Here is a 19,144-nt window from a genome sequence, read left to right as displayed (position 1 = left end):
CCCAATAAACTCCCCACAAATTATAACCTAGTTTTATTGAAATTGCCAACTATTTTCCCAACTATCACCGCCCACTTCCAAACCACAAACATCACTACTGGCTTTGACAATAACTGTGGAGTGGTTTTGATGTAAACGACGCAATTCCAGACTCACTTTTCCTTGCATGGTATCCCGACAACAGATAGCTAAGCCTTGATTAGTAGGAGCCCGCAGCAATGTACCCGGTAGGTCAGTTGTTCCGGTCACTGTCACTTCATACTTATAGTTTCTAGCTTGCATTTGCCAACTACCCCAAGGTTCAATTTGCCACGTGACCTGGGAATTCCAGGGGACAAACTCATAAAAATGTCCTTGATAATGAATGCCAATCATTCCTACCGATTCCATCCAGCATAATACACCACGCTTTCCCCCACCAGCAGTCAAAGCTAAATCCGTTTCGTAGTCAAAACAGTTACAATTGATCCAAAACCATTTCTGAGGGAAAGCTCCCCCCCAGTTTTTCTCTCCATAAGCTGGTGCATTTGTGAATTGGTATATCTTACCATTCCAGTCTATATAACCACTAGCCAAACCATGAGCCATTAAGATCTGCCACCCTGGTTCAAAGATTTGTAAAAAAGATAACCATCCCGCTGTAGACTGTTGGGGGTAATTAGGCTGACCCCAACCATAAATAGGTTTGATTTCATACTGCCAGCGACAGTAATTACCGGTTCCAGGATCGGTGATTATGCCTTGATTGAGAGTAGCTGTAGCTTGATAACCCTGTTGAATATGGGTTGTAAATTTATGGGGGGTAAGATATTGGGGTGTAATCTGTAGGTCAGTTTTTCCCCAATGTCCTAAAGCTAAAACATCTCGACTAGCCCAAAACGCTTTTATATCGGGAAACGTGCGCAATAAATAGCTATCATCTGGACCCAGAACTTGAGCAGCTCCCCCACTATGAGGTTGATTGGATATTGGGTCTTCAATGGAATACATGAAAGCAAATGTTTGACCAATTTCTGGGAGTGTCACACGATTATACCACCCTTCAAAAAATCTTCTACTTGTACCATCCCAGTGGTAACCGCTGTGGGGTGTTTGGGTTTTGAATAACAATAGGTTGCTTATATTGAGCATGATCTTCGATAAAATTGGCGCTAAAATTGCTCTATAATTCACACAGTAGGAGGATAAAAAACTAGGATTCGGAATTTTCTAGGGATAACCAACAACAATGACACAAATACAACCATCTATTGCCGAATACTACCACGAACAGACAAAATATGATCCGGAGAGCTTACGACAAAAAAGCCAATATTTAGATTGGAATAAACAACCAGTCCCCTTCAAAGAGTACAAAATAGGATCCGACTTTGAATTAAAGTACTATCTGAACAAGAAACTGGAGGATTTTAGCAACAATTCTTCACAGCAATGGTGGTGGAGACTGTCAGAATTGTTATTTTGTAGTTATGGGCTAACAGCAAAAATCCCTTCTATGGGTAGTACAGTATACCTACGTTCCGCACCAAGTGCGGGAGGATTGTATCCTGCAGAATTATATGTCGTTTCCCGTGGATTACCCTTACTACCCGCAGGACTTTATAACTATCAATGTCGGACACATTCCCTAAAACAATTTTGGGACAGCGATGTTTGGGAGAATTTGCAAGCTGCTTGTTTTTGCCATCCTAGTTTAGAAAATAGCCAACTAGCAATAATCACTACAGCTGTTTTTTATCGTTCCGCATGGCGTTACCAGGATAGGGCTTATCGGCGTATTTTTTTGGATACAGGACATCTTTTAGGTAACATTGAATTGGCGGGGGCAATGACGAATTATAGACCCTATTTAATAGGGGGTTTTGTAGATGAAGCGGTTAATAATTTATTGTATGTTGATTCCCACCAAGAAGCAGCAACAGTGGTCATAGGACTAGTAGATTTATTAAAGGAGTCAAAAAAATTTTCTTCACAGAAAACCGCTCTTCCATCTTTGACTATCAAGAATTATCCTCCCATTCCCGACGGAGAAATATTAAATTATTTGCATTTACATACTCAGATTAAGTCAGATTTCCAACCTGAGAACCCAGAAGGTAAAACTACCATCAGCAATTATCAAAATAATGGTAACAATTTAGATGATAAATATAATTTTTCCTTTTGTGATAAATTTTCCACACACAGTCCATCAATTAATTGGGGTAAAAATTTGGGAGATCTAGCTGAAACCATGTATAAAAGACGTTCTACCCGATCTTACAGTGGCGAAAAGCTAAAATTCGATGAACTAAAACTTCTCTTAGATTTTACCTATCAACCACAAAATTATCTTGACCAAAATTTGGATAGTCATCCAGATTATTTCGATTTAAATTTAATTGAAACATTTATCGCTGTTTCTGGAGTCGACGGATTAGAACCTGGTTGCTATTATTATGCACCAAAGGCTCAAGAATTAAGGCAAATTCGCTTCAAAAATTTTCGCAGTGAGCTACACTTTCTCTGTTTAGGACAGGAATTGGGTAGAGATGCAGCAGCTGTCATATTTCATACTGCTGATTTAAAAAAGGCAGTGGATAAGTATGGAGACCGGGTTTACCGTTATTTACATCTTGATGCAGGTCACCTAGGACAAAGACTAAATTTGGCAGCAATTCATCTTAATTTAGGTGTTAGTGGTGTTGGTGGTTTTTTTGATAATCAGGTTAATGATATTTTAGGTATTCCTATTGATGAGGCAGTTGTCTATATTACTACATTAGGAAGACCAAGATGATTTAATCTGTACGCATCAGACTGGTTTTGCATCATGGCTAATTCTTCAGGAGGAATTCGATCTAACTGGGATAGGATTAAATTTAGTCGCCCTTGGGACTGGAGTTTTTGTCGGTGACGGGCTAAAAAATCCCAATAAAGTGGCTTTGGTAGATATATACTCCGCGCATGTACTCACGCCACCCCAAAATTTGCCGGACGAACCCCTCCACACTATTGAGATTTAGCTGGTGTCTGTTGTATTCTTCTTGGACAGCTTGAATTACTTCCATAGGGTGCAGTAAACCCAGGTTCAGATAGGGGGATAGGAGGGCATGCCATAGAGTGTCTTCACCCGTCACCATAGCATCTTGGTAAGGACCAAAATTCGGTAAGCGGGTTTCCAGAAAGTGGGATAAAACCTTGCGGGCCTGGGATCGGGTCACTGCCCATCTAAAAGTGTCCACCTCTCCATAACCATGGGGAAAGTGGTTACGCACATGGGTAATTACCGCTTGGGTGGTAGGGTCAGGAGGGAACCAAAGAGCAGGGGGAGATGCGAGACCCTTCTTTGGTGGTTTGCGATTCTGTTTATCTAAGTTCCACTGCCCACTAACGGGTTTACCCTCTTCCATTAATACATTAAACCGCTTGCGTCCCTCCCGGTAAAAGTCTTCCAAAAGTAATCGCTTGCGTCCCTGGGCCCAGTGGGTAAATTCTGACTCTTTCCATAAGAATAGGTTATTGGGTAACCAGTGGATAGAACAGGTTAGGTTGAGCTGATTGATAAATTGGATGAAGGGGCGATCGCCCGGTTCCATGATCCATAGTTCGGTAATACTATGGGTTTGTTGCCAGTTAGTCAGGGCACTGAAGAACTCGGGAGCTATCTCATAGGTAACTTGCCATCCCTGCTGGCCCAGTTCCCGGGCAAAATGGCGCATTGCTGACCATACCAACACCAGTTTTTGACGGTGGTAGGGACGTTTCTGGGCATAGGCCATGGATTCGATGAGAATAATCGAGATCTGGTCACGTTCCATGGTCAACTCTTGTAAAGCTGGGTGGTGAAAACTGAGTTGATCTCCTAAAATCCAAATTCCAATGGTCATTTTTCAACCTGCTTTCATAAATTTGTCCATTATTAAGAATTTATCTCCCCGCAGAATTGCTGAACAACTTTTTCTAATCCAACGGAATGAGCAGCTTTAAATAATAAGCGATCGCCTGGTTGTACGTAGGTTTTTAACAGGGAAACCAAATCACTATGGTTATGACAACGTTCGCAGGGTATCCCCTGAGCACTAGTAGCAATTGTTTCTGCATCTGGACTATCAACTAAAACTAATAGACCATCCAGGTTCAATTTTTTCACTGTTTCCCCCACTTGTTGATGCAGTTTAGTAGATCTTTCCCCCAATTCCTTCATAGCACCCAAAACAGCAATTTTTCTCCTTCCAGGAGTCTGTGCCAATAGCTCTAAAGCTGCTAACATTGCTTCTGGTGCAGCATTATAGGTTTCATCTAAAATCATAATGTCCCTGGGCAACTTCCAACTTTGCGATCGCCCTTGTGGCATAGTCACGTTTATTCCAGCTTCTAACAGTTTCCAATCCACACCTAATACTTTAGCCACTGCTAGTGCTGCTAAAAAATTACTCCCATTATGAACTCCAGCTAGGGGTAGGGGTAAAGTCATTCCCCCTACCTCTATCTTTTGATAATCCACTAACTTCCCTTGAATATCTCCTCCAGAAAATCCATAAGTAATTACTTCACCCGACCACACCTGCTTAGCAGTAGCCATTAATAGGGGATTATCATAGTTAAGAACCGCCACACTATCATTAGACATTTCCTCCAATAGCTCACATTTAGCTTCAGCGATCGCCTGTTCCGAACCTAGTAATTCAATATGTGCTGTTCCCACATTAGTAATTACACCTATATTCGGTTTAGCGATATGGGTTAGTTCTGCAATTTGCCCTCTCCCTCGCATAGCCATTTCTATCACAGCAAAATCATCCCCCTGAGATAATTCCAACAAGGTTTTAGGAACACCAATTTCATTATTGAAATTTCCATGGGTTTTGTGAACTTTTCCTCTTGTCCCCAATACCGCTGCAATTAACTCCTTGGTTGTGGTTTTCCCCACTGACCCAGTCACTCCAATTACAGGAATCCCAAACTGACCTCTCCACCATTTAGCCAGTTCCTGGTATGCATTTAAAGTATTTGATACTTTTATTACAGGTAAATTATGATAATTGTAAGTATAATCTACAATAGCAGCAACAGCACCTCGGGCGATCGCCATTTCGACAAACTGGTGTCCATCAAATTTTTCACCTCCTAGGGCTAGAAAAACTTCACCCGGTTGCAACACCCTGGTATCTGTTTGAATACCCACAATAATTTGAGAAAGGCTGGATGAAGGTATATTTACGAGAGAAGCTGAGAGAACAGCAGCTAATTGGGACAAAGTGGCCGTAACAGTCATAGGGACTAGGGGTATAACCAGCAGTTAATTGCGTTGATCATACAATATCATGTATCCACTTTCCCAATATATCTAGCTGGGATTTAGTATTGAGCTAAATTTACAGCAATTTTCATGTAGTTAAACTACAAAATAAGATAAGCTATAATAAGGGTAATAAACTAAAATAGAGTAGAAGTACTGTCAAATTATATGCCAAAACCTTATTCAATAGATTTGCGTAATCGCGTGATTGTAGCATGGGTTGCTCAAGAGGGATCTCAACGCCAGTTGGCAGAAAGATTCAAGGTCAGCTTATCATTTGTGAGAAATTTAGTACGTCGTTATCGTGAAACTGGGCAAGTTGAGCCAAAGCAATGTGGAGGATATGAAAAGCCTGTAATTGCAGGCCAATATTTAAACATGATCAAGTCTTGGCTGGATGAGAAAAATGATTTACTACTTTCAGAATTGTGCGATCGCCTGAGAGAAACGACGGGCACTAGTGTTAGTATCACAACCATGCATCGAGCCTTAGAAAAGTTGGGTCTACGTCATAAAAAAAAAGTCTAAATGCCAGTGAACAGGAGACTCCACGTGTTCAAGAATTAAGGCATGATTATCGTCGTTGGGTAGATACAGTTGATATTAGAAATTTAGTGTTTTTAGATGAATCGGGGATAAATTTAGGGATGTCAAGGTTGTTTGCCAGAAGCCAAGATGGACAAAGAGCAATTGGTAGCGTACCAGGAAACAAGGGCAAAAATATTTCTCTGATTGGGGCTTTAAATCCCACATTCCGCACCCTAAGCTGTGACAGATCAAAGAGGATCCTAATGTAGTACATAATAACTAAAATTAATTCAGGGATTAAAGGGCTTAATGAGAATAAATAGCATTAATAGAGACATGGTGTGAGAAAGTAAAGTTTGGTAACAAAAAAGAGAATTGATAACCAAATAAGAAATAATTGATTGCAACAGAAATAGTAGAGGAAACTGTTGTGAAATTAAAAAGTGAAGAAATAGAAATTCAGAATATAGACCATCTAGGGATAGTAGCAGGAATAATAGATTCAATCGGAATAGTGGAAATAATAAATGAATTGATAGGAGTCGAAAAAGACGAAAAAGTAAATGCAGGTCAAGTAGTAAAAGCCATGATAATAAACGGGTTAGGATTTGTCTCAAAACCGTTATATATGTTTCCTGAATATTTTGAAACAATAGCCTGTGAACATCTAATAGGAGCAGGAGTAAAACCAGAATATCTCAACGATGATAAACTGGGGAGAGTCATGGATAAGATGTTTGAAAAAGGATTGAGTACAATCTTTTTTATCATCGCAGTAAAAGCTGCCCAAAAATTTGGAGTATCACTATCAACATCACATCTAGACTCATCATCAATGCACGTACATGGGAAGTATAACACTAGCTTACAAGAAGTAATATTTGAGAGTCAAAAAATAGGAGATAACCAAGAATTAGAGGAAATGACAGCGAAATTACCAAAAGAAATAACTATTAGTTATGGTTATTCTCGTGACCATCGTCCAGACTTAAAACAATTCATTATAGAAATGATATGTTCGGGAGATGGAGACATGCCAATATTTTTAAAACTAGCATCGGGCAACCAAGTAGATTCATCATGTTTTGGTCAAATAGCAGTAGAATATCAAAAACAATTAGAAGTTAATAGTCTTATGGTGGCTGATTCGGCTTTATATACAGAATCAAACCTGAAAATGATGTCAGAATTATCTTGGCTGTGTCGAGTACCAGTAAGTATAAAAGCGGCAAAATCATTAATCTTAACAATACCAGAATCAGAATTTATTGATAGTACAATACCAGGATATAAACTAGCATCAAAAATAGAAAATTATGCCGGAATAGAACAAAGATGGTTAGTAGTGCAAAGTCAAGAGAGGAGAGAATCAGACTTGCGTAAGCTCACCCAAAAAATTATCAAATCAGAATCAAAAGCCGTGCAAGATTTGAGAAAATTATCACAAGAAGAATTTGCTTGTGAAGCAGATGCTATCAAGGCATTATCAAAATTATCAAAACAGTTCAAATATCATAAAATTAACGAGAGTACAGTTACTCAAGTCAAATCTAATAAAAAAGATAGTTCAGGAGAAACATCCTATCAAATATTAGCAAAAGTCTCGGAAGATGAACGTAAAATTAATAGAGAATCCCTGAGTGCGGGACGTTTTATTATTGCTACTAATGTTTTGGATTCAAAGGAACTGAGCAATGATTCCATGCTCAGTGAATATAAAGCCCAGCAGTGTTGTGAAAGAGGGTTTCGTTTTCTCAAAGACCCATTATTTTTTGCAGACAGTATTTTCCTCAAAAGTCCTAAAAGAATAGAGTCAATGGGGATGATTATGGGTTTATGTTTACTGGTTTATACTTTGGCTCAACGTGAAATTAGAGCCGCACTCAGAGAGTCTAAATCAACAATTAAAGACCAATTAGGTAAACTAACTAACCGCCCTACTTTACGCTGGATTTTTCAATGCTTTCAGGGTATTCATTTAGTTGAATATAACAATGAAAAACAAGTCTCTAATTGGACTAAAGATAGAGATTTTATCTTGAATCTTTTGCCAAATGATTGTTTACGTTACTATCGATTAGTAACTTAATTATTGTCTCTATCAATTTAATTTATCATGTTTAAATGAGCTATTTGATTTACAGCTCCATTTTGCTATGTCTATAATCTTGTTTTTACCCTGGAAAAATTAGTCTATTTTATGATTTTACCTTGAATATCTTAATTTTATTTATTTGTTCACCTCTCTGGGTAATGTGAATTCTTATTGCTGCTTATTGAGAATAGATTTTGATGACATTTTTGCTGATTTACTGTTTCTCGAATGCTTTTTTCACTCTCTATGTTTATTTTTATGCTAACTTTGATTTTTATCTCAGTAATTTCCCTCCCCGATAGTTGAGGGTGCGGAATGTGGGTTAAATATGGATGGAATTCTGGCAGCAATGACTGTAGAGGGAAGCACAAATACAGAAGTATTTCTCACTTATGTAAATCAGGTTTTAGTACCTCAATTATGGAAAGGGGCTATTGTTGTTATGGATAATTTAAAGGTTCATTATGCCGAGCGCGTGAGATTGTCAATTGAATCAGTCGGTGCAAAAGTTAAGTTTTTACCCCCCTATTCTCCAGACTTATCTCCGATAGAATTGTGTTGGTCAAAATTAAAGCAATTTCTCCGTAGTCGGGAGGCACGAACATTAGAAGCCCTAAATGAGGCCATGACAAGTGCAGTAAATTATATTACAGCAGAGGATGCGCTTAATTGGTTCAATCATTGTGGTTTATTTACATGAAAACTGCTGTAATGTTCTGCTGTTTTCTCGATGGTTTCAATCAGTGCCAAACCTATACTAGAAAGCAGAATTAAAGCAATTACCGAAAGTAAATAGGCATTAGTTAACATATATAGGGCCCTGTCGAAGAAAATATAGGTGGTCATGGGTTAACCTTCAGAAACATTATGGGATTACTTTTGCCATGTAGTGCTATTTACGGATTCACACTCTGGTAGCCAGATTTTGCTAATTAAGTTTCCCAGTAATCATATCTTAACAAAACTTTAGCTAATTACCTCTTTTGTGAAGAAATTTATCTTTTTTGCCAAAAGTTCCCCATTTTTGAAGTCATGGACTACATTTATATCCATCTATTAGAATTACAATCGATATAGTAAATCATAGACAAGCAGCAATGGTAGCATTAACTGATTTAGACAAGGATTCCAAATCATAACCACCTTCTAAACCAAAGAGAATTTTTCGGGTAACGCTTAGGCAATACTGAGTAAATAAGCCAAAATCTTCCGGTTGCAACCGGATACTGGCCAGGGGATCATTTTCTACTGCGTCATAACCAGCACTAATAATTAATATATCGGGGTTAAAACTTTTTAAAAACGGTAGGATTTGAGATTTCCATAGGGGTTGATAATCATTAATATCACTACCGGGTGCCAAGGGTAAATTTAAAACATTTTGATGGAAGCCAGTTTCCGTAGCTTTCCCTGTTCCTGGATAAGCAGGATACTGATGTAGGGAACAATAGGCAATTTCTCGATAGCCCTCCACTATGGATTGGGTACCATTGCCATGATGTACATCCCAGTCTAAAATGGCAACTCGATTAATTCCTGGTTGTTTTAAAGCATATAGGGCAGAAATAGCAGCATTAGACAATAAACAGAATCCCATACCCATACTACTTTCGGCGTGGTGTCCAGGTGGACGTGCCAACACAAAAGCGGGATTTTTCTCAATCAATACCTGATTTATCCCATCTAACCAGGCACTGACGGCTAATAAAGCTATATCATAACTACGGGGAGAGATGGGAGTATCTCCATCCAAATAGCCTCCTCGACCAGCTATCTGTGCCAGTTTATGAATATAATTCGGACTATGGGCCATTTCTATCCAAGACATTAACTGGGGATTAACCGGGGTGGGAGATAACCACCGGATTTTCTGAGCAAATTCTGCCGTTTTCAAAGACTGGACAATTGCTGTTAACCTTTCTGGTCTTTCTGGGTGATAGCTCCCAGTTTGATGGTCTAAAAATTCCGGAGAATAGATGACTGGTAACATGGATGGGGAAAGAAAAATACTCAGGTTCTATCATTTAAGATTAACTTACATAGCATGTTTTTTGGTGAAATGTAGTGTATTCACCCTCCCAACTCTATACTAGCCAGGAGAACTGTTTGTTTAACTGGGACTTTTCCTGGCATTAAAACTCAATTTCCTATAGAACAACATTCTAATTATAAACTCTTAATAAACTCTACATTCCGAAATTATACGGTTAAAATTAACGAAAAGTAAATATAGGGTTTTTCCGACCCATGGGCTACACCTATTCTTATGCCATGTTCGCTCTTAACTATTCCCTATCGTTTATTATTACCCTTTGATGATGTTTAGTGATATAATATCTGGGTTGAGCCATTTTGACCACAAGTTTTAGCAACAATGTGTTAGAATTATAGCTGAAACATGACAACTTTTCAAAATTAGTTGGAAGTAATTTTGCATTTTGTCAACTAACCAGGTTAAAATCTAGGATTTTTGGAGTTTTAAAGTCTATGACAACCTCACAGGAGAGGATTATCCCGACCGATTTACGACAAGAGATGTCACAATCTTACCTAGAATACGCTATGAGCGTCATTGTCGGTCGGGCGCTACCAGATGCTAGGGATGGTCTTAAACCTGTACACCGCCGCATCCTCTATGCTATGCACGAACTAGGTTTATTACATGATCGCCCCTTCAGAAAATGCGCTCGTGTGGTGGGGGAAGTACTGGGTAAATATCACCCCCATGGTGACACCGCTGTATATGATGCTCTGGTGCGAATGGCACAAGATTTTTCCATGCGATCGCCTCTGATTAATGGTCATGGGAACTTTGGATCGATTGACAATGATCCACCAGCAGCGATGCGATATACGGAATGTCGTCTTCAAGCTTTAACCAGTTCCTCTCTGTTACAAGATATTGAGTCGGAAACTGTTGATTTTATTGATAACTTCGATGGTTCCCAACAAGAACCAACGGTTTTACCTTCCCGAATTCCCCAGTTACTACTCAATGGTTCCTCGGGAATTGCTGTGGGAATGGCGACTAATATTCCTCCCCATAATTTGGGAGAACTGATAGATGGATTGGTAGCACTGATTCATAATCCGGAAATAACAGATACTCAGTTAATGCAGTATGTTCACGGTCCCGATTTTCCCACAGGGGCGCAAATTCTAGGAACATCAGCCATTAAGGAGGCTTACACCACCGGTAGAGGATCAATTACCATGCGGGGTGTGGCTACAATTGAAACCATTCAGCAACGTAACCGACCGGAAAGAGAAGCAATCATTATTACTGAATTACCGTACCAAACTAATAAAGCAGCATTAATTGAAAAAATCGCTGAGTTGGTTAATGATAAGAAAATTGACGGAATTGCGGACATTCGAGATGAGAGCGATCGCGATGGTATGCGCATTGTTATTGAACTAAAACGCGATTCCTATCCTCGTGTAGTATTAAATAACCTTTATAAACAAACTCCGTTACAAACCAATTTTGGTGCCAATATGTTGGCTTTGGTAAATGGAGAACCTCAAATACTAACTCTCAAGAATTTTCTCACGGTCTTTCTGGATTTTCGCATAGAAACAATTAATAGACGTACTCGTTACCAACTCAGAAAGGCTGAGGAAAGAGACCATTTATTACAGGGTTTATTAATTGCGCTTGCTCATTTAGATTCAATTATTAATCTAATTAGAAGTGCTCCAGATGCCCCCACTGCCAAAGGAGAATTAATTAATAGCTATGGTCTATCAGAGGTTCAAGCAGATGCGATACTACAGATGCAGTTACGAAGATTAACAGCTTTAGAAGCAGATAAAATTCGCTTGGAACACGAAGAATTGCAGTTGCAAATTACTGACCTACGGGATATTTTAGACAGACGGGAAAGGGTACTAGAAATTATCGAGACTGAAGCTGGGCAAATTAAGACCCAGTTTGCCACACCAAGACGCACAACTATTACCCATGCAGAAGGGGAAATAGATGATATTGATTTAATCGCCAATGAAAAGGTTTTAATTCTGCTGACGCAGCAAGGCTACATCAAGCGGATGCCAGTCAGCACCTTTGAAGCGCAAAATCGAGCTACCAGAGGTAAAGCAGGAGCTAAAGTTAAGGATGATGATACTATTGAGCATTTCCTAACTTGCTGTGATCATGACAGTGTTTTATTTTTTAGTGATAGGGGTGTGGTGTATAGTCTTAAAGCCTATCAAGTACCAGAGGGTTCACGCACTAGCAGGGGTACACCCATTGTTCAGATGTTACCCATACCCAAGGAAGAGAAAATTACCTCAATTGTATCTGTAAGCGAATTTAGCAGTGAAGAATATTTAGTTATGCTGACTAAGGGGGGTAACATCAAAAAAACCGCCTTGGAAGCATTCAGCCATATTCGCGCTAATGGATTAATAGCTATATCCCTAGAAGAGGGAGATCAACTACGATGGGTAAGACGAGCTAAACCGGAAGATAGTGTCATGATTGGTTCAAGACAGGGAATGGCCATTCACTTCCGCTGTGATAATGATCAAATGCGTCCCCTAGGTAGGGCTACCCGTGGAGTTAAGTCCATGAAACTGAAAACGGGAGATGAATTGATTGGTATGGACATATTGCCTGCTGCAATTCTTAACACCTTGAATACAGATACAGAAATGGAAGAAGAACTCACGGAAGTTGAGGAACTCAGCGAAAATATTGAAGAAACCTCTAATATTGAGATAGCTACTGGTGAGCCAGCTAATATCTCAGGTCCATGGGTACTAATTATCACTATAGGAGGTTATGGTAAGCGAGTGCCAGTGGGACAATTTAGACTTCAGAACCGAGCAGGTCAGGGACTTACAGCGACGAAATTCAAAAACCGCAAAACCAAAGACCAACTAGCAACTTTGCGTATAGTTAACCCTGATGAAGAAATCATGATGGCTACTAATCGTGGTATAATCATCCGTCAGTCAATCAATGCCATTTCCATCCAGTCCCGCACAGCTACGGGTGTGAGAGTGCAAAAACTAGATGAAGATGACGCAATTACTGGAGTAGCAGTGGTTCCCCCCGATGCTGGAGATGGTGAAGAGTCCGAGTAAACAAATACAAGAAAAGTTAAAACCTATACTTTTCTATATAGTACCTTTAAGTAGTGGCATTTTGATGGGAGTCACTGTTGCTCCTGTCAATGCTTGGTTTCTAGCCTGGATCGCCCTGGCTCCATTATGGGTAATCGTGGTAAAATATACTCGAAAATCCCTCCCCTCAGCTTGCTGGTGGGCGATCGCCTATCATCAGTGAAGTAGTTCAGCAAGAAAGAATATTATTGACATGATGAACATTGAACGTTACGAGCATGGTGGTCACATTTTATTTCATGGTGATGCTTTAAGCACGTTGTCGAATCAGGTTGCTTCTCAGTCTGTGGACCTTATTTTTGTTGATCCCCCCTATAATATAGGAAAACGTTTTTCAAATTTTTATGACAAGTGGGAATCTGAAGATAAATATGCGACATGGGTGTACAATATACTTAAAGAGTGTATACGTGTATTAAAACCTAATGGAAGTATGTATGTTATGGCAAGCACTCAGGCCATGCCATATTTTGATCTTTACCTGAGAAAAACTATGACCATTCTCAGTAGGATAGTATGGCATTACGACAGTTCCGGAGTTCAAGCAACAAAATACTTTGGCTCAATGTATGAGCCAATCCTTTATTGTGTTAAGGATAAAGGTAATTATATTTTCAATTCAGATGATATTAAGATAGAGGCGAAAACTGGTGCAAAACGAAAATTAATTGACTATAGAAAAACCGTTCCTAGACAATATAATAGTGAGAAAGTGCCAGGCAATGTATGGTATTTTCCCCGAGTGAGATATCGGATGGAAGAATACGAAAATCATCCATCACAAAAACCTGAGTCTTTGTTAGAAAGGATTATTCTTGCCAGTAGTGATGCGTCCAATATTGTTCTTGACCCATTTGCGGGAACTTTCACTTCTGCTTGTGTAGCCAAAAGGTTAGGAAGAAATTCCATTAGTATAGAATCTCAGGAAGAATATCTTAAGATTGGGTTAAGGAGAATTCTTGGATGGAAAGAATATAAGGGAGAAAAACTATTACCCCCATCGAAGAATTATGTTAGTAAGAATCAAAAAAGACACAAAACAAATGTTATCCAGAGAGGTCTCTTTGATGCTGACACGACAGCATGAATTCACCGAAAAAATTGTTGAAATTCTGAACTACCACTTTCCAGATCAGGGGATTATAGTTTTGAGTTCTAGTGAGTTATTACAATATCTAAACATTAAAACACAAGCTGCTAATCGAGGTTCAAAATCGCGAGCAGGATTGGCAAATCATTATGCAGTTTATGTTTTAGTCGAAGACTATCTCAATCATAAATTTCATATTAATGGGGGGTATGAAGATTATCAAGGTGCCCAGTTTGTGAACCTTTTTCGCAGACAAAGAGAACTACCATTTGGTAATAAACTTCAAAATCACGCTTTAAATCATCGCCTGAATCAAGAATTCAAGAAATACTTTCCGACAATACCCTATGTGCCTATAATAAGGGATACTAAAACCAGCAGATATTGGATTAACGAAAATCTTATTAAAATTTTAGTTAATGGGAATCAGATAAATATTGCTCAGTCCGTAAAAGATATAATTGATGCTTATGTACATGCACGGGTAAATTCATTTACTGACTTCATTATGTATTGTAAACGAATGATCAATATGCAACTTCAAACCCAAGCTGAATATTTGGAATTCATCCAAAGCTTATTGAAGCCAAATATCGATGCAAGAATTTTTGAAATTGTCAGTTATGCGATTTTAAAGCAATACTATGGTGATCAAAAAATTTACTGGGGATGGTCATATGATAATATAAATGCTGAATACCTAATTTTGTATAAAACAGGTCGCACAAATGCAAATGATGGAGGTATAGATTTTGTAATGAAACCTCTTGGAAGATTTTTTCAAATAACAGAAACTGTTGATGTTGGAAAGTACTTTTTAGACATTGATAAAGTACAAAGATACCCCATAACATTTGTTGTTAAAACTGAACAAACATCAAAGGAAATCTTATATAAGATTCAGCAGCAAGCCGTCGCAAAATATAGTGTTAAAGCTATTGTCAAGAGATATATGGAATCCATAGAAGAAGTTATAAATATTCCGGAACTAATACGTCGATTTAATTTGGTCTTGCAACAAGACAAAGGAAATTTAGTGATTGAGGAAATAGTTTTACAAAGTCACATTGAGTTCAATATGGAGACTGAGGATGTCCTAAAATAACTTGTAGGTCAATCAATGCGTTTCCATCCAGTCCCGCACAGCTACGGGTGTGAGAGTGCAAAAACTAGATGAAGATGACGCAATTACTGGAGTAGCAGTGGTTCCCCCCGATGCTGGAGATGGTGAAGAGTCCGAGTAAACAAATACAAGAAAAGTTAAAACCTATACTTTTCTATATAGTACCTTTAAGTAGTGGCATTTTGATGGGAGTCACCGTTGCTCCTGTCAATGCTTGGTTTCTAGCCTGGATCGCCCTGGCTCCATTATGGGTAATCGTGGTAAAATATACTCGAAAATCCCTCCCCTCAGCTTGCTGGTGGGCGATCGCCTATCATGGAATAGCTTTATCATGGATTACAGGTATTCACCCCATGAATTGGTTAAATGTTCCCTGGTGGCCAAGTTTATTAATTACCATCTTTTGTTGGTCATTCATTACCTTGTGGGGAGCATTATTAGTCGGACTATGGGCATTTTTGATGGTTAGGTTAAATCGCCAAAAACCCTGGTTACGAGTTTTAATCGGTACAGCTTTGTGGTGCGGATTAGAAAGTTGGTGGAGTACAGGTTCCCTATGGTGGAGTTCTTTATCTTACACACAGTCCCCGTACAATCTAGCACTTTTGCATTTGGGGCAACTTTCTGGTCCTAATACCATTACAGCAGTAATTGTAGCTGTTAATGGACTAATAGGTGAAGCATGGATATGGCAAAATCAGAAAAAAAGAGAATTAATCAGTACAGGCAAACAATGGAATGGAGTCACTAGGTTTAATAAAGTAGTGATAGGGTTGATTAATAGATATTCTATTTCAGCAGTTATTTTATTAATTGTCTCCCATATTTTAGGATCAATCCTATATTTCCAGCCATATTCTCAACCACTGAATAATCGTCAAAATTCGGGTTTAAAAATAGGGATTATTCAAGGTAACATCCCCAATGAAATCAAATTGCTTCCCCAAGGATTTACCAAAGCAATTACAGGTTATACTAATGGTTATATCAACCTAGCAAATCAAGGAGTAGACGGAGTATTAACCCCTGAAGGTGCTTTGCCATTATACGATAAGAACTTGCCTAATACACCCCTGTTGGATGCAGTTAAACAAAAAGGAGTGGTGGTCTGGATAGGGGGTTTTGGCAGAACTGGAACGAGCTACACCAATAGTTTATTTAATATCAATAGTCAGGGACAAATTACCAGCAGATATGATAAATCTAAACTAGTTCCCCTGGGTGAATTTGTGCCTTTTGCCGAGATTTTTGGCAATTTAGTTAAAAGACTATCACCTCTGGATGAACACCAAATACACGGCGCTAAACAACAAGTTTTTGATACTCCATTAGGTAGAGCAATTGTTGGTATTTGTTATGAATCTGCTTTTACAGAAATATTTAGATACCAAGCTAAGAATGGGGGAGAATTTATTTTAAGTTCATCCAATGATGCTCATTACACAGCAGCAATGGCGGATCAACACCATGCCCAGGATGTAATGAGAGCAATTGAAACAGATAGGTGGGCAGTTAGGTCTACCAACACAGGTTACTCAGCTTTTGTGGATCCCCATGGTAAAACCTTATGGAAGTCGGGATATAATGTTTATGAAACTCATGCAGAAACTATTTATCCACTTCAAACCCAAACCTTGTATGTGCGATTTGGTGACTGGATTATGCCGTTACTGCTAGTGTTAGCATCGCTGGGACTTGTATATAATTCGTTAGTCCGAATGTTATAATTAAGCTTTGCGTACTAACTACTTAAAGCCTTAATGAATCTTTGTAAGCTTTTAAACACAGTAGGCTTTTTGCTTGCTGTGATCCCGGTTTCTGGTTGTCCCTTGATTAAAATTGAGTCTATCTCATCTCCAGAAGGTTTTTGAGGTAGTTCAGCAATTTTCTGGTACTCACCATCGGTTTCCAACCATATTTCCCAGTTTCCAGGATAGGAACGCATGAGGGCGCTTTGTTCATCAATAGGACGTAGATAATAGCAAGATTCAATGGTACTAATAAAACGCCTGCGGGTTTCCCGTGCAGCATAACCAATACCCACCACACTAGAGTCTTCCAACCGAGGATTTAACATCACAAAAGGACGTTCACCGATAATTTGACAGAGTTTTTCCAATTGAGCTACTTCCACTGATGTGGGAGCTATAAACAAGAAAATTTCATCCTCTGGTTGAATTTTTGATTCTGAAGAAGCAGCTCTTCCCGTACCGATATCCATAATTTTGAAGGGTATATCACCCCAATCTCGACGAGCTAAAGCAGCAGCACCCGCATCAGCAAAAAACACCTTGAGACGAGATTCATATTCGGTAAATAGGGGGAGAAATTGTTCAGCGACTGGCATAAATTGCAGTTCTGGGAAAAGCAACTCTACCTGTATTCGCGTTTTACCATCAGACAAAGCCGATCTTACCGCTGCACGGGATTGGGCAATTGCTTCTTCTAGGGTTTTGGGTAGTTCAGTCAAGGTAGCCATGATCTTCTAGTATAACTCCAGGATGAAGATCCAGAAACATTTATTGTGCTGGTTGATTATATAGATTATATACTAGTCTAGCAGGAATACTATTGCCAATTTTGCCAAATATGTCTGAAACCCTATTGATATCCTTAGGATTTTATTGGGTTGAAAGCGGTTTCAGGACTTTGTAAGGTATTGAGAAACAAGTTAATCTTTTAAGCAGCAATTATGACCAGTCTTTTCGATTCCCTCACCCTGGGTGAACTAAATATCCCTAATCGGATAATTATGGCTCCGCTAACCAGGATGCGCAGTCACCAACCAGGTAACATCCCCACTGCACTAAATGCAACCTACTATCAACAACGAGCTAGTGCAGGTCTGATAATCAGCGAAGCAACTCAGATCATCCCCGAAGGTCAAGGATACCCTGCTACTCCTGGAATCCACAGTCCTGAACAGATTAATGGCTGGTCGCTGGTAACACAAGCTGTTCATGAAAGGGGGGGAAGAATCTTCCTCCAATTATGGCATGTGGGCAGAATTTCCCACTCTTCTTTCCAACCCGATGGTCAAGCTCCCTGGGCACCTTCCTCTATTACTCCCCAAGGTAATACTTTAACTAGTAGTGGTAAGCAAGTTCCTTTTGAAACACCTCGCTCTCTCAGTGCCACTCAAATTGCCCATCTTTTGAATCAATATGAGCTTGCTGCTCAGCACGCTCAACAAGCAGGTTTTGATGGTGTGGAAATTCATGGTGCTAATGGTTACTTACTTGATCAGTTCCTCCAAGATGGCAGTAATCAACGCGTGGATATGTATGGTGGGTCGGTGGAAAATAGAGCTAGATTACTTTTTCAGGTGATTGAAAGATGTGTCAAAATCTGGGGTAAGGGTAGGGTGGGGGTCCGTCTATCTCCCTATGGCACTTTCAACGATATGAAGGACAGCGATCCTGTAAATCTTTTCCGCTATGTTGTTGAAGGGATTTGCAATGTGGGTCTTGCTTATATTCATTTGATTGAACCACGTTCTACCAGTGCTGGTGGTAGTGATAAAACCGATGAAAGTGCGCCCAGCACCGCTGTTCTATTTGGTCCAATTATCCAAGCTGGTTCCCTAGGTACAAAGCTAATATCGTCGGGCGGGTATAATCGTGCAGAAGCTCTATTGGCAATTGCGGAGCATAAAACTGATGCAGTAGCTTTTGGCAGGTTCTATATTTCTAATCCTGATTTAGTTGAACGTTTGAGAGAAAACCACCCCCTAACTCCCTACGAACGAGCAACTTTTTATGGAGGCGGAGAAAAAGGTTATACTGATTACCCAGTATTTTCACTGCAGAAAGATATGTAAATGTTAAAAAAATAAAGACACTATTGGTGTCAGTCTCAAGGTTAAATATACAATCTGTAGATGGAATTGATCTAATC

The 19,144-nt window shown here is 39.3% G+C and carries 17 protein-coding genes and 1 pseudogene; 12 read left to right on the top strand and 6 right to left on the bottom strand.

Annotated elements, in window-relative coordinates; genetic code table 11:
• Nucleotides 1–33: 33 nt before the first annotated feature.
• On the bottom strand, nucleotides 34–1,131 hold the full coding sequence (locus C6N34_RS09780) for a tocopherol cyclase family protein (protein WP_057179079.1): 1,098 nt from the start codon (nucleotides 1,129–1,131) through the stop codon (nucleotides 34–36).
• A 97-nt stretch (nucleotides 1,132–1,228) separates the two neighbouring features.
• On the opposite strand from C6N34_RS09780, the gene C6N34_RS09775 reads away from it, so the two are divergent.
• On the top strand, nucleotides 1,229–2,779 hold the full coding sequence (locus C6N34_RS09775; RefSeq protein WP_115538069.1) for a SagB/ThcOx family dehydrogenase: 1,551 nt from the start codon (nucleotides 1,229–1,231) through the stop codon (nucleotides 2,777–2,779).
• Nucleotides 2,780–2,900: 121 nt separating this feature from the next.
• On the opposite strand, the gene C6N34_RS09770 is transcribed toward C6N34_RS09775, so the two are convergent.
• Both C6N34_RS09770 and C6N34_RS09765 read right to left on the bottom strand, forming a co-directional pair.
• Nucleotides 2,901–3,869: a cryptochrome/photolyase family protein gene (locus C6N34_RS09770; RefSeq protein WP_406876467.1), complete on the bottom strand. Its 969-nt coding sequence runs from the start codon at nucleotides 3,867–3,869 to the stop codon at nucleotides 2,901–2,903.
• Between the two features lie 32 nt (nucleotides 3,870–3,901).
• Complete coding sequence (locus C6N34_RS09765; protein WP_115538070.1) at nucleotides 3,902–5,257, bottom strand: UDP-N-acetylmuramoyl-tripeptide--D-alanyl-D-alanine ligase; 1,356 nt, start codon at nucleotides 5,255–5,257, stop codon at nucleotides 3,902–3,904.
• A 192-nt stretch (nucleotides 5,258–5,449) separates the two neighbouring features.
• Between C6N34_RS09765 and C6N34_RS09760 the strand changes: the two genes are divergently transcribed.
• From C6N34_RS09760 to C6N34_RS09740, 4 genes are all read left to right on the top strand, one after another.
• The gene (locus C6N34_RS09760; protein WP_006279024.1) at nucleotides 5,450–5,809 is read left to right on the top strand and encodes a helix-turn-helix domain-containing protein; all 360 of its coding nucleotides are present in this window, start codon (nucleotides 5,450–5,452) and stop codon (nucleotides 5,807–5,809) included.
• Between the two features lie 86 nt (nucleotides 5,810–5,895).
• Nucleotides 5,896–6,078: a transposase gene (locus tag C6N34_RS09755; protein ID WP_236106993.1), complete on the top strand. Its 183-nt coding sequence runs from the start codon at nucleotides 5,896–5,898 to the stop codon at nucleotides 6,076–6,078.
• 161 nt (nucleotides 6,079–6,239) lie between these two features.
• Nucleotides 6,240–7,898 (top strand): IS1634 family transposase, encoded by a 1,659-nt coding sequence (locus tag C6N34_RS09750; protein ID WP_115539016.1) that lies wholly within the window; start codon nucleotides 6,240–6,242, stop codon nucleotides 7,896–7,898.
• A 334-nt stretch (nucleotides 7,899–8,232) separates the two neighbouring features.
• On the top strand, nucleotides 8,233–8,604 hold the full coding sequence (locus C6N34_RS09740; protein ID WP_236106992.1) for a transposase: 372 nt from the start codon (nucleotides 8,233–8,235) through the stop codon (nucleotides 8,602–8,604).
• On the opposite strand, the gene C6N34_RS09735 is transcribed toward C6N34_RS09740, so the two are convergent.
• Nucleotides 8,583–8,750 (bottom strand): hypothetical protein, encoded by a 168-nt coding sequence (locus tag C6N34_RS09735; RefSeq protein WP_181884053.1) that lies wholly within the window; start codon nucleotides 8,748–8,750, stop codon nucleotides 8,583–8,585. The genes C6N34_RS09740 and C6N34_RS09735 overlap by 22 nt on opposite strands.
• 235 nt (nucleotides 8,751–8,985) lie before the next feature.
• Nucleotides 8,986–9,894, bottom strand: coding sequence for a histone deacetylase family protein (locus tag C6N34_RS09730; RefSeq protein WP_115539258.1), 909 nt, complete (start codon nucleotides 9,892–9,894; stop codon nucleotides 8,986–8,988).
• A 497-nt stretch (nucleotides 9,895–10,391) separates the two neighbouring features.
• Between C6N34_RS09730 and gyrA the strand changes: the two genes are divergently transcribed.
• From gyrA to lnt, 6 genes and pseudogenes are all read left to right on the top strand, one after another.
• Nucleotides 10,392–12,995: a DNA gyrase subunit A gene (gyrA, locus tag C6N34_RS09725; protein WP_115539259.1), complete on the top strand. Its 2,604-nt coding sequence runs from the start codon at nucleotides 10,392–10,394 to the stop codon at nucleotides 12,993–12,995.
• The gene (locus C6N34_RS09720) at nucleotides 12,976–13,197 is read left to right on the top strand and encodes a hypothetical protein (protein ID WP_236106984.1); all 222 of its coding nucleotides are present in this window, start codon (nucleotides 12,976–12,978) and stop codon (nucleotides 13,195–13,197) included. The genes gyrA and C6N34_RS09720 overlap by 20 nt, the downstream gene beginning before the upstream one ends.
• A gap of 30 nt (nucleotides 13,198–13,227) precedes the next feature.
• Nucleotides 13,228–14,121: an adenine-specific DNA-methyltransferase gene (yhdJ, locus tag C6N34_RS09715; protein WP_115539260.1), complete on the top strand. Its 894-nt coding sequence runs from the start codon at nucleotides 13,228–13,230 to the stop codon at nucleotides 14,119–14,121.
• A complete protein-coding gene (locus tag C6N34_RS09710; protein WP_236106982.1) occupies nucleotides 14,045–15,229 on the top strand; it encodes a restriction endonuclease in 1,185 nt (394 codons plus the stop codon). The genes yhdJ and C6N34_RS09710 overlap by 77 nt, the downstream gene beginning before the upstream one ends.
• Nucleotides 15,230–15,248: 19 nt before the next feature.
• A pseudogene (locus C6N34_RS17240) lies at nucleotides 15,249–15,368 on the top strand (DNA gyrase C-terminal beta-propeller domain-containing protein); the annotation flags it as partial.
• A 64-nt stretch (nucleotides 15,369–15,432) separates the two neighbouring features.
• Nucleotides 15,433–16,974, top strand: a complete 1,542-nt coding sequence (gene lnt, locus C6N34_RS09705; RefSeq protein ID WP_147290761.1) for an apolipoprotein N-acyltransferase — start codon at nucleotides 15,433–15,435, stop codon at nucleotides 16,972–16,974.
• Between the two features lie 14 nt (nucleotides 16,975–16,988).
• On the opposite strand, the gene C6N34_RS09700 is transcribed toward lnt, so the two are convergent.
• A complete protein-coding gene (locus C6N34_RS09700) occupies nucleotides 16,989–17,717 on the bottom strand; it encodes a DUF1995 family protein (protein ID WP_167379335.1) in 729 nt (242 codons plus the stop codon).
• A 222-nt stretch (nucleotides 17,718–17,939) separates the two neighbouring features.
• Between C6N34_RS09700 and C6N34_RS09695 the strand changes: the two genes are divergently transcribed.
• Nucleotides 17,940–19,067 carry an alkene reductase gene (locus tag C6N34_RS09695; RefSeq protein WP_115539264.1) on the top strand — a complete coding sequence of 376 codons (1,128 nt, stop codon included), beginning with the start codon at nucleotides 17,940–17,942 and terminating at the stop codon, nucleotides 19,065–19,067.
• The last annotated feature ends 77 nt before the right edge of the window (nucleotides 19,068–19,144 follow it).

The sequence above is a fragment of the Cylindrospermopsis raciborskii Cr2010 genome (assembly GCF_003367075.2).
In the GTDB taxonomy this organism is placed as follows: Bacteria; Cyanobacteriota; Cyanobacteriia; order Cyanobacteriales; family Nostocaceae; genus Raphidiopsis; species Raphidiopsis raciborskii.
The sequence above is the reverse complement of the archived record's forward strand: the minus strand, read 5'-3'. Positions and strand labels throughout refer to the sequence as shown.

What these genes read in the sequence shown, in the direction of transcription:
- C6N34_RS09780 (WP_057179079.1), bottom strand. Translation starts at nt 1,131, where the DNA reads ATGCTCAATATAAGCAACCTATTGTTATTCAAAACCCAAACACCCCAC.
- C6N34_RS09775 (WP_115538069.1), top strand. Translation starts at nt 1,229, where the DNA reads ATGACACAAATACAACCATCTATTGCCGAATACTACCACGAACAGACA.
- C6N34_RS09770 (WP_406876467.1), bottom strand. Translation starts at nt 3,869, where the DNA reads ATGACCATTGGAATTTGGATTTTAGGAGATCAACTCAGTTTTCACCAC.
- C6N34_RS09765 (WP_115538070.1), bottom strand. Translation starts at nt 5,257, where the DNA reads ATGACTGTTACGGCCACTTTGTCCCAATTAGCTGCTGTTCTCTCAGCT.
- C6N34_RS09760 (WP_006279024.1), top strand. Translation starts at nt 5,450, where the DNA reads ATGCCAAAACCTTATTCAATAGATTTGCGTAATCGCGTGATTGTAGCA.
- C6N34_RS09740 (WP_236106992.1), top strand. Translation starts at nt 8,233, where the DNA reads ATGGATGGAATTCTGGCAGCAATGACTGTAGAGGGAAGCACAAATACA.
- C6N34_RS09735 (WP_181884053.1), bottom strand. Translation starts at nt 8,750, where the DNA reads ATGACCACCTATATTTTCTTCGACAGGGCCCTATATATGTTAACTAAT.
- C6N34_RS09730 (WP_115539258.1), bottom strand. Translation starts at nt 9,894, where the DNA reads ATGTTACCAGTCATCTATTCTCCGGAATTTTTAGACCATCAAACTGGG.
- gyrA (WP_115539259.1), top strand. Translation starts at nt 10,392, where the DNA reads ATGACAACCTCACAGGAGAGGATTATCCCGACCGATTTACGACAAGAG.
- C6N34_RS09720 (WP_236106984.1), top strand. Translation starts at nt 12,976, where the DNA reads ATGGTGAAGAGTCCGAGTAAACAAATACAAGAAAAGTTAAAACCTATA.
- yhdJ (WP_115539260.1), top strand. Translation starts at nt 13,228, where the DNA reads ATGATGAACATTGAACGTTACGAGCATGGTGGTCACATTTTATTTCAT.
- C6N34_RS09710 (WP_236106982.1), top strand. Translation starts at nt 14,045, where the DNA reads ATGTTAGTAAGAATCAAAAAAGACACAAAACAAATGTTATCCAGAGAG.
- lnt (WP_147290761.1), top strand. Translation starts at nt 15,433, where the DNA reads ATGGGAGTCACCGTTGCTCCTGTCAATGCTTGGTTTCTAGCCTGGATC.
- C6N34_RS09695 (WP_115539264.1), top strand. Translation starts at nt 17,940, where the DNA reads ATGACCAGTCTTTTCGATTCCCTCACCCTGGGTGAACTAAATATCCCT.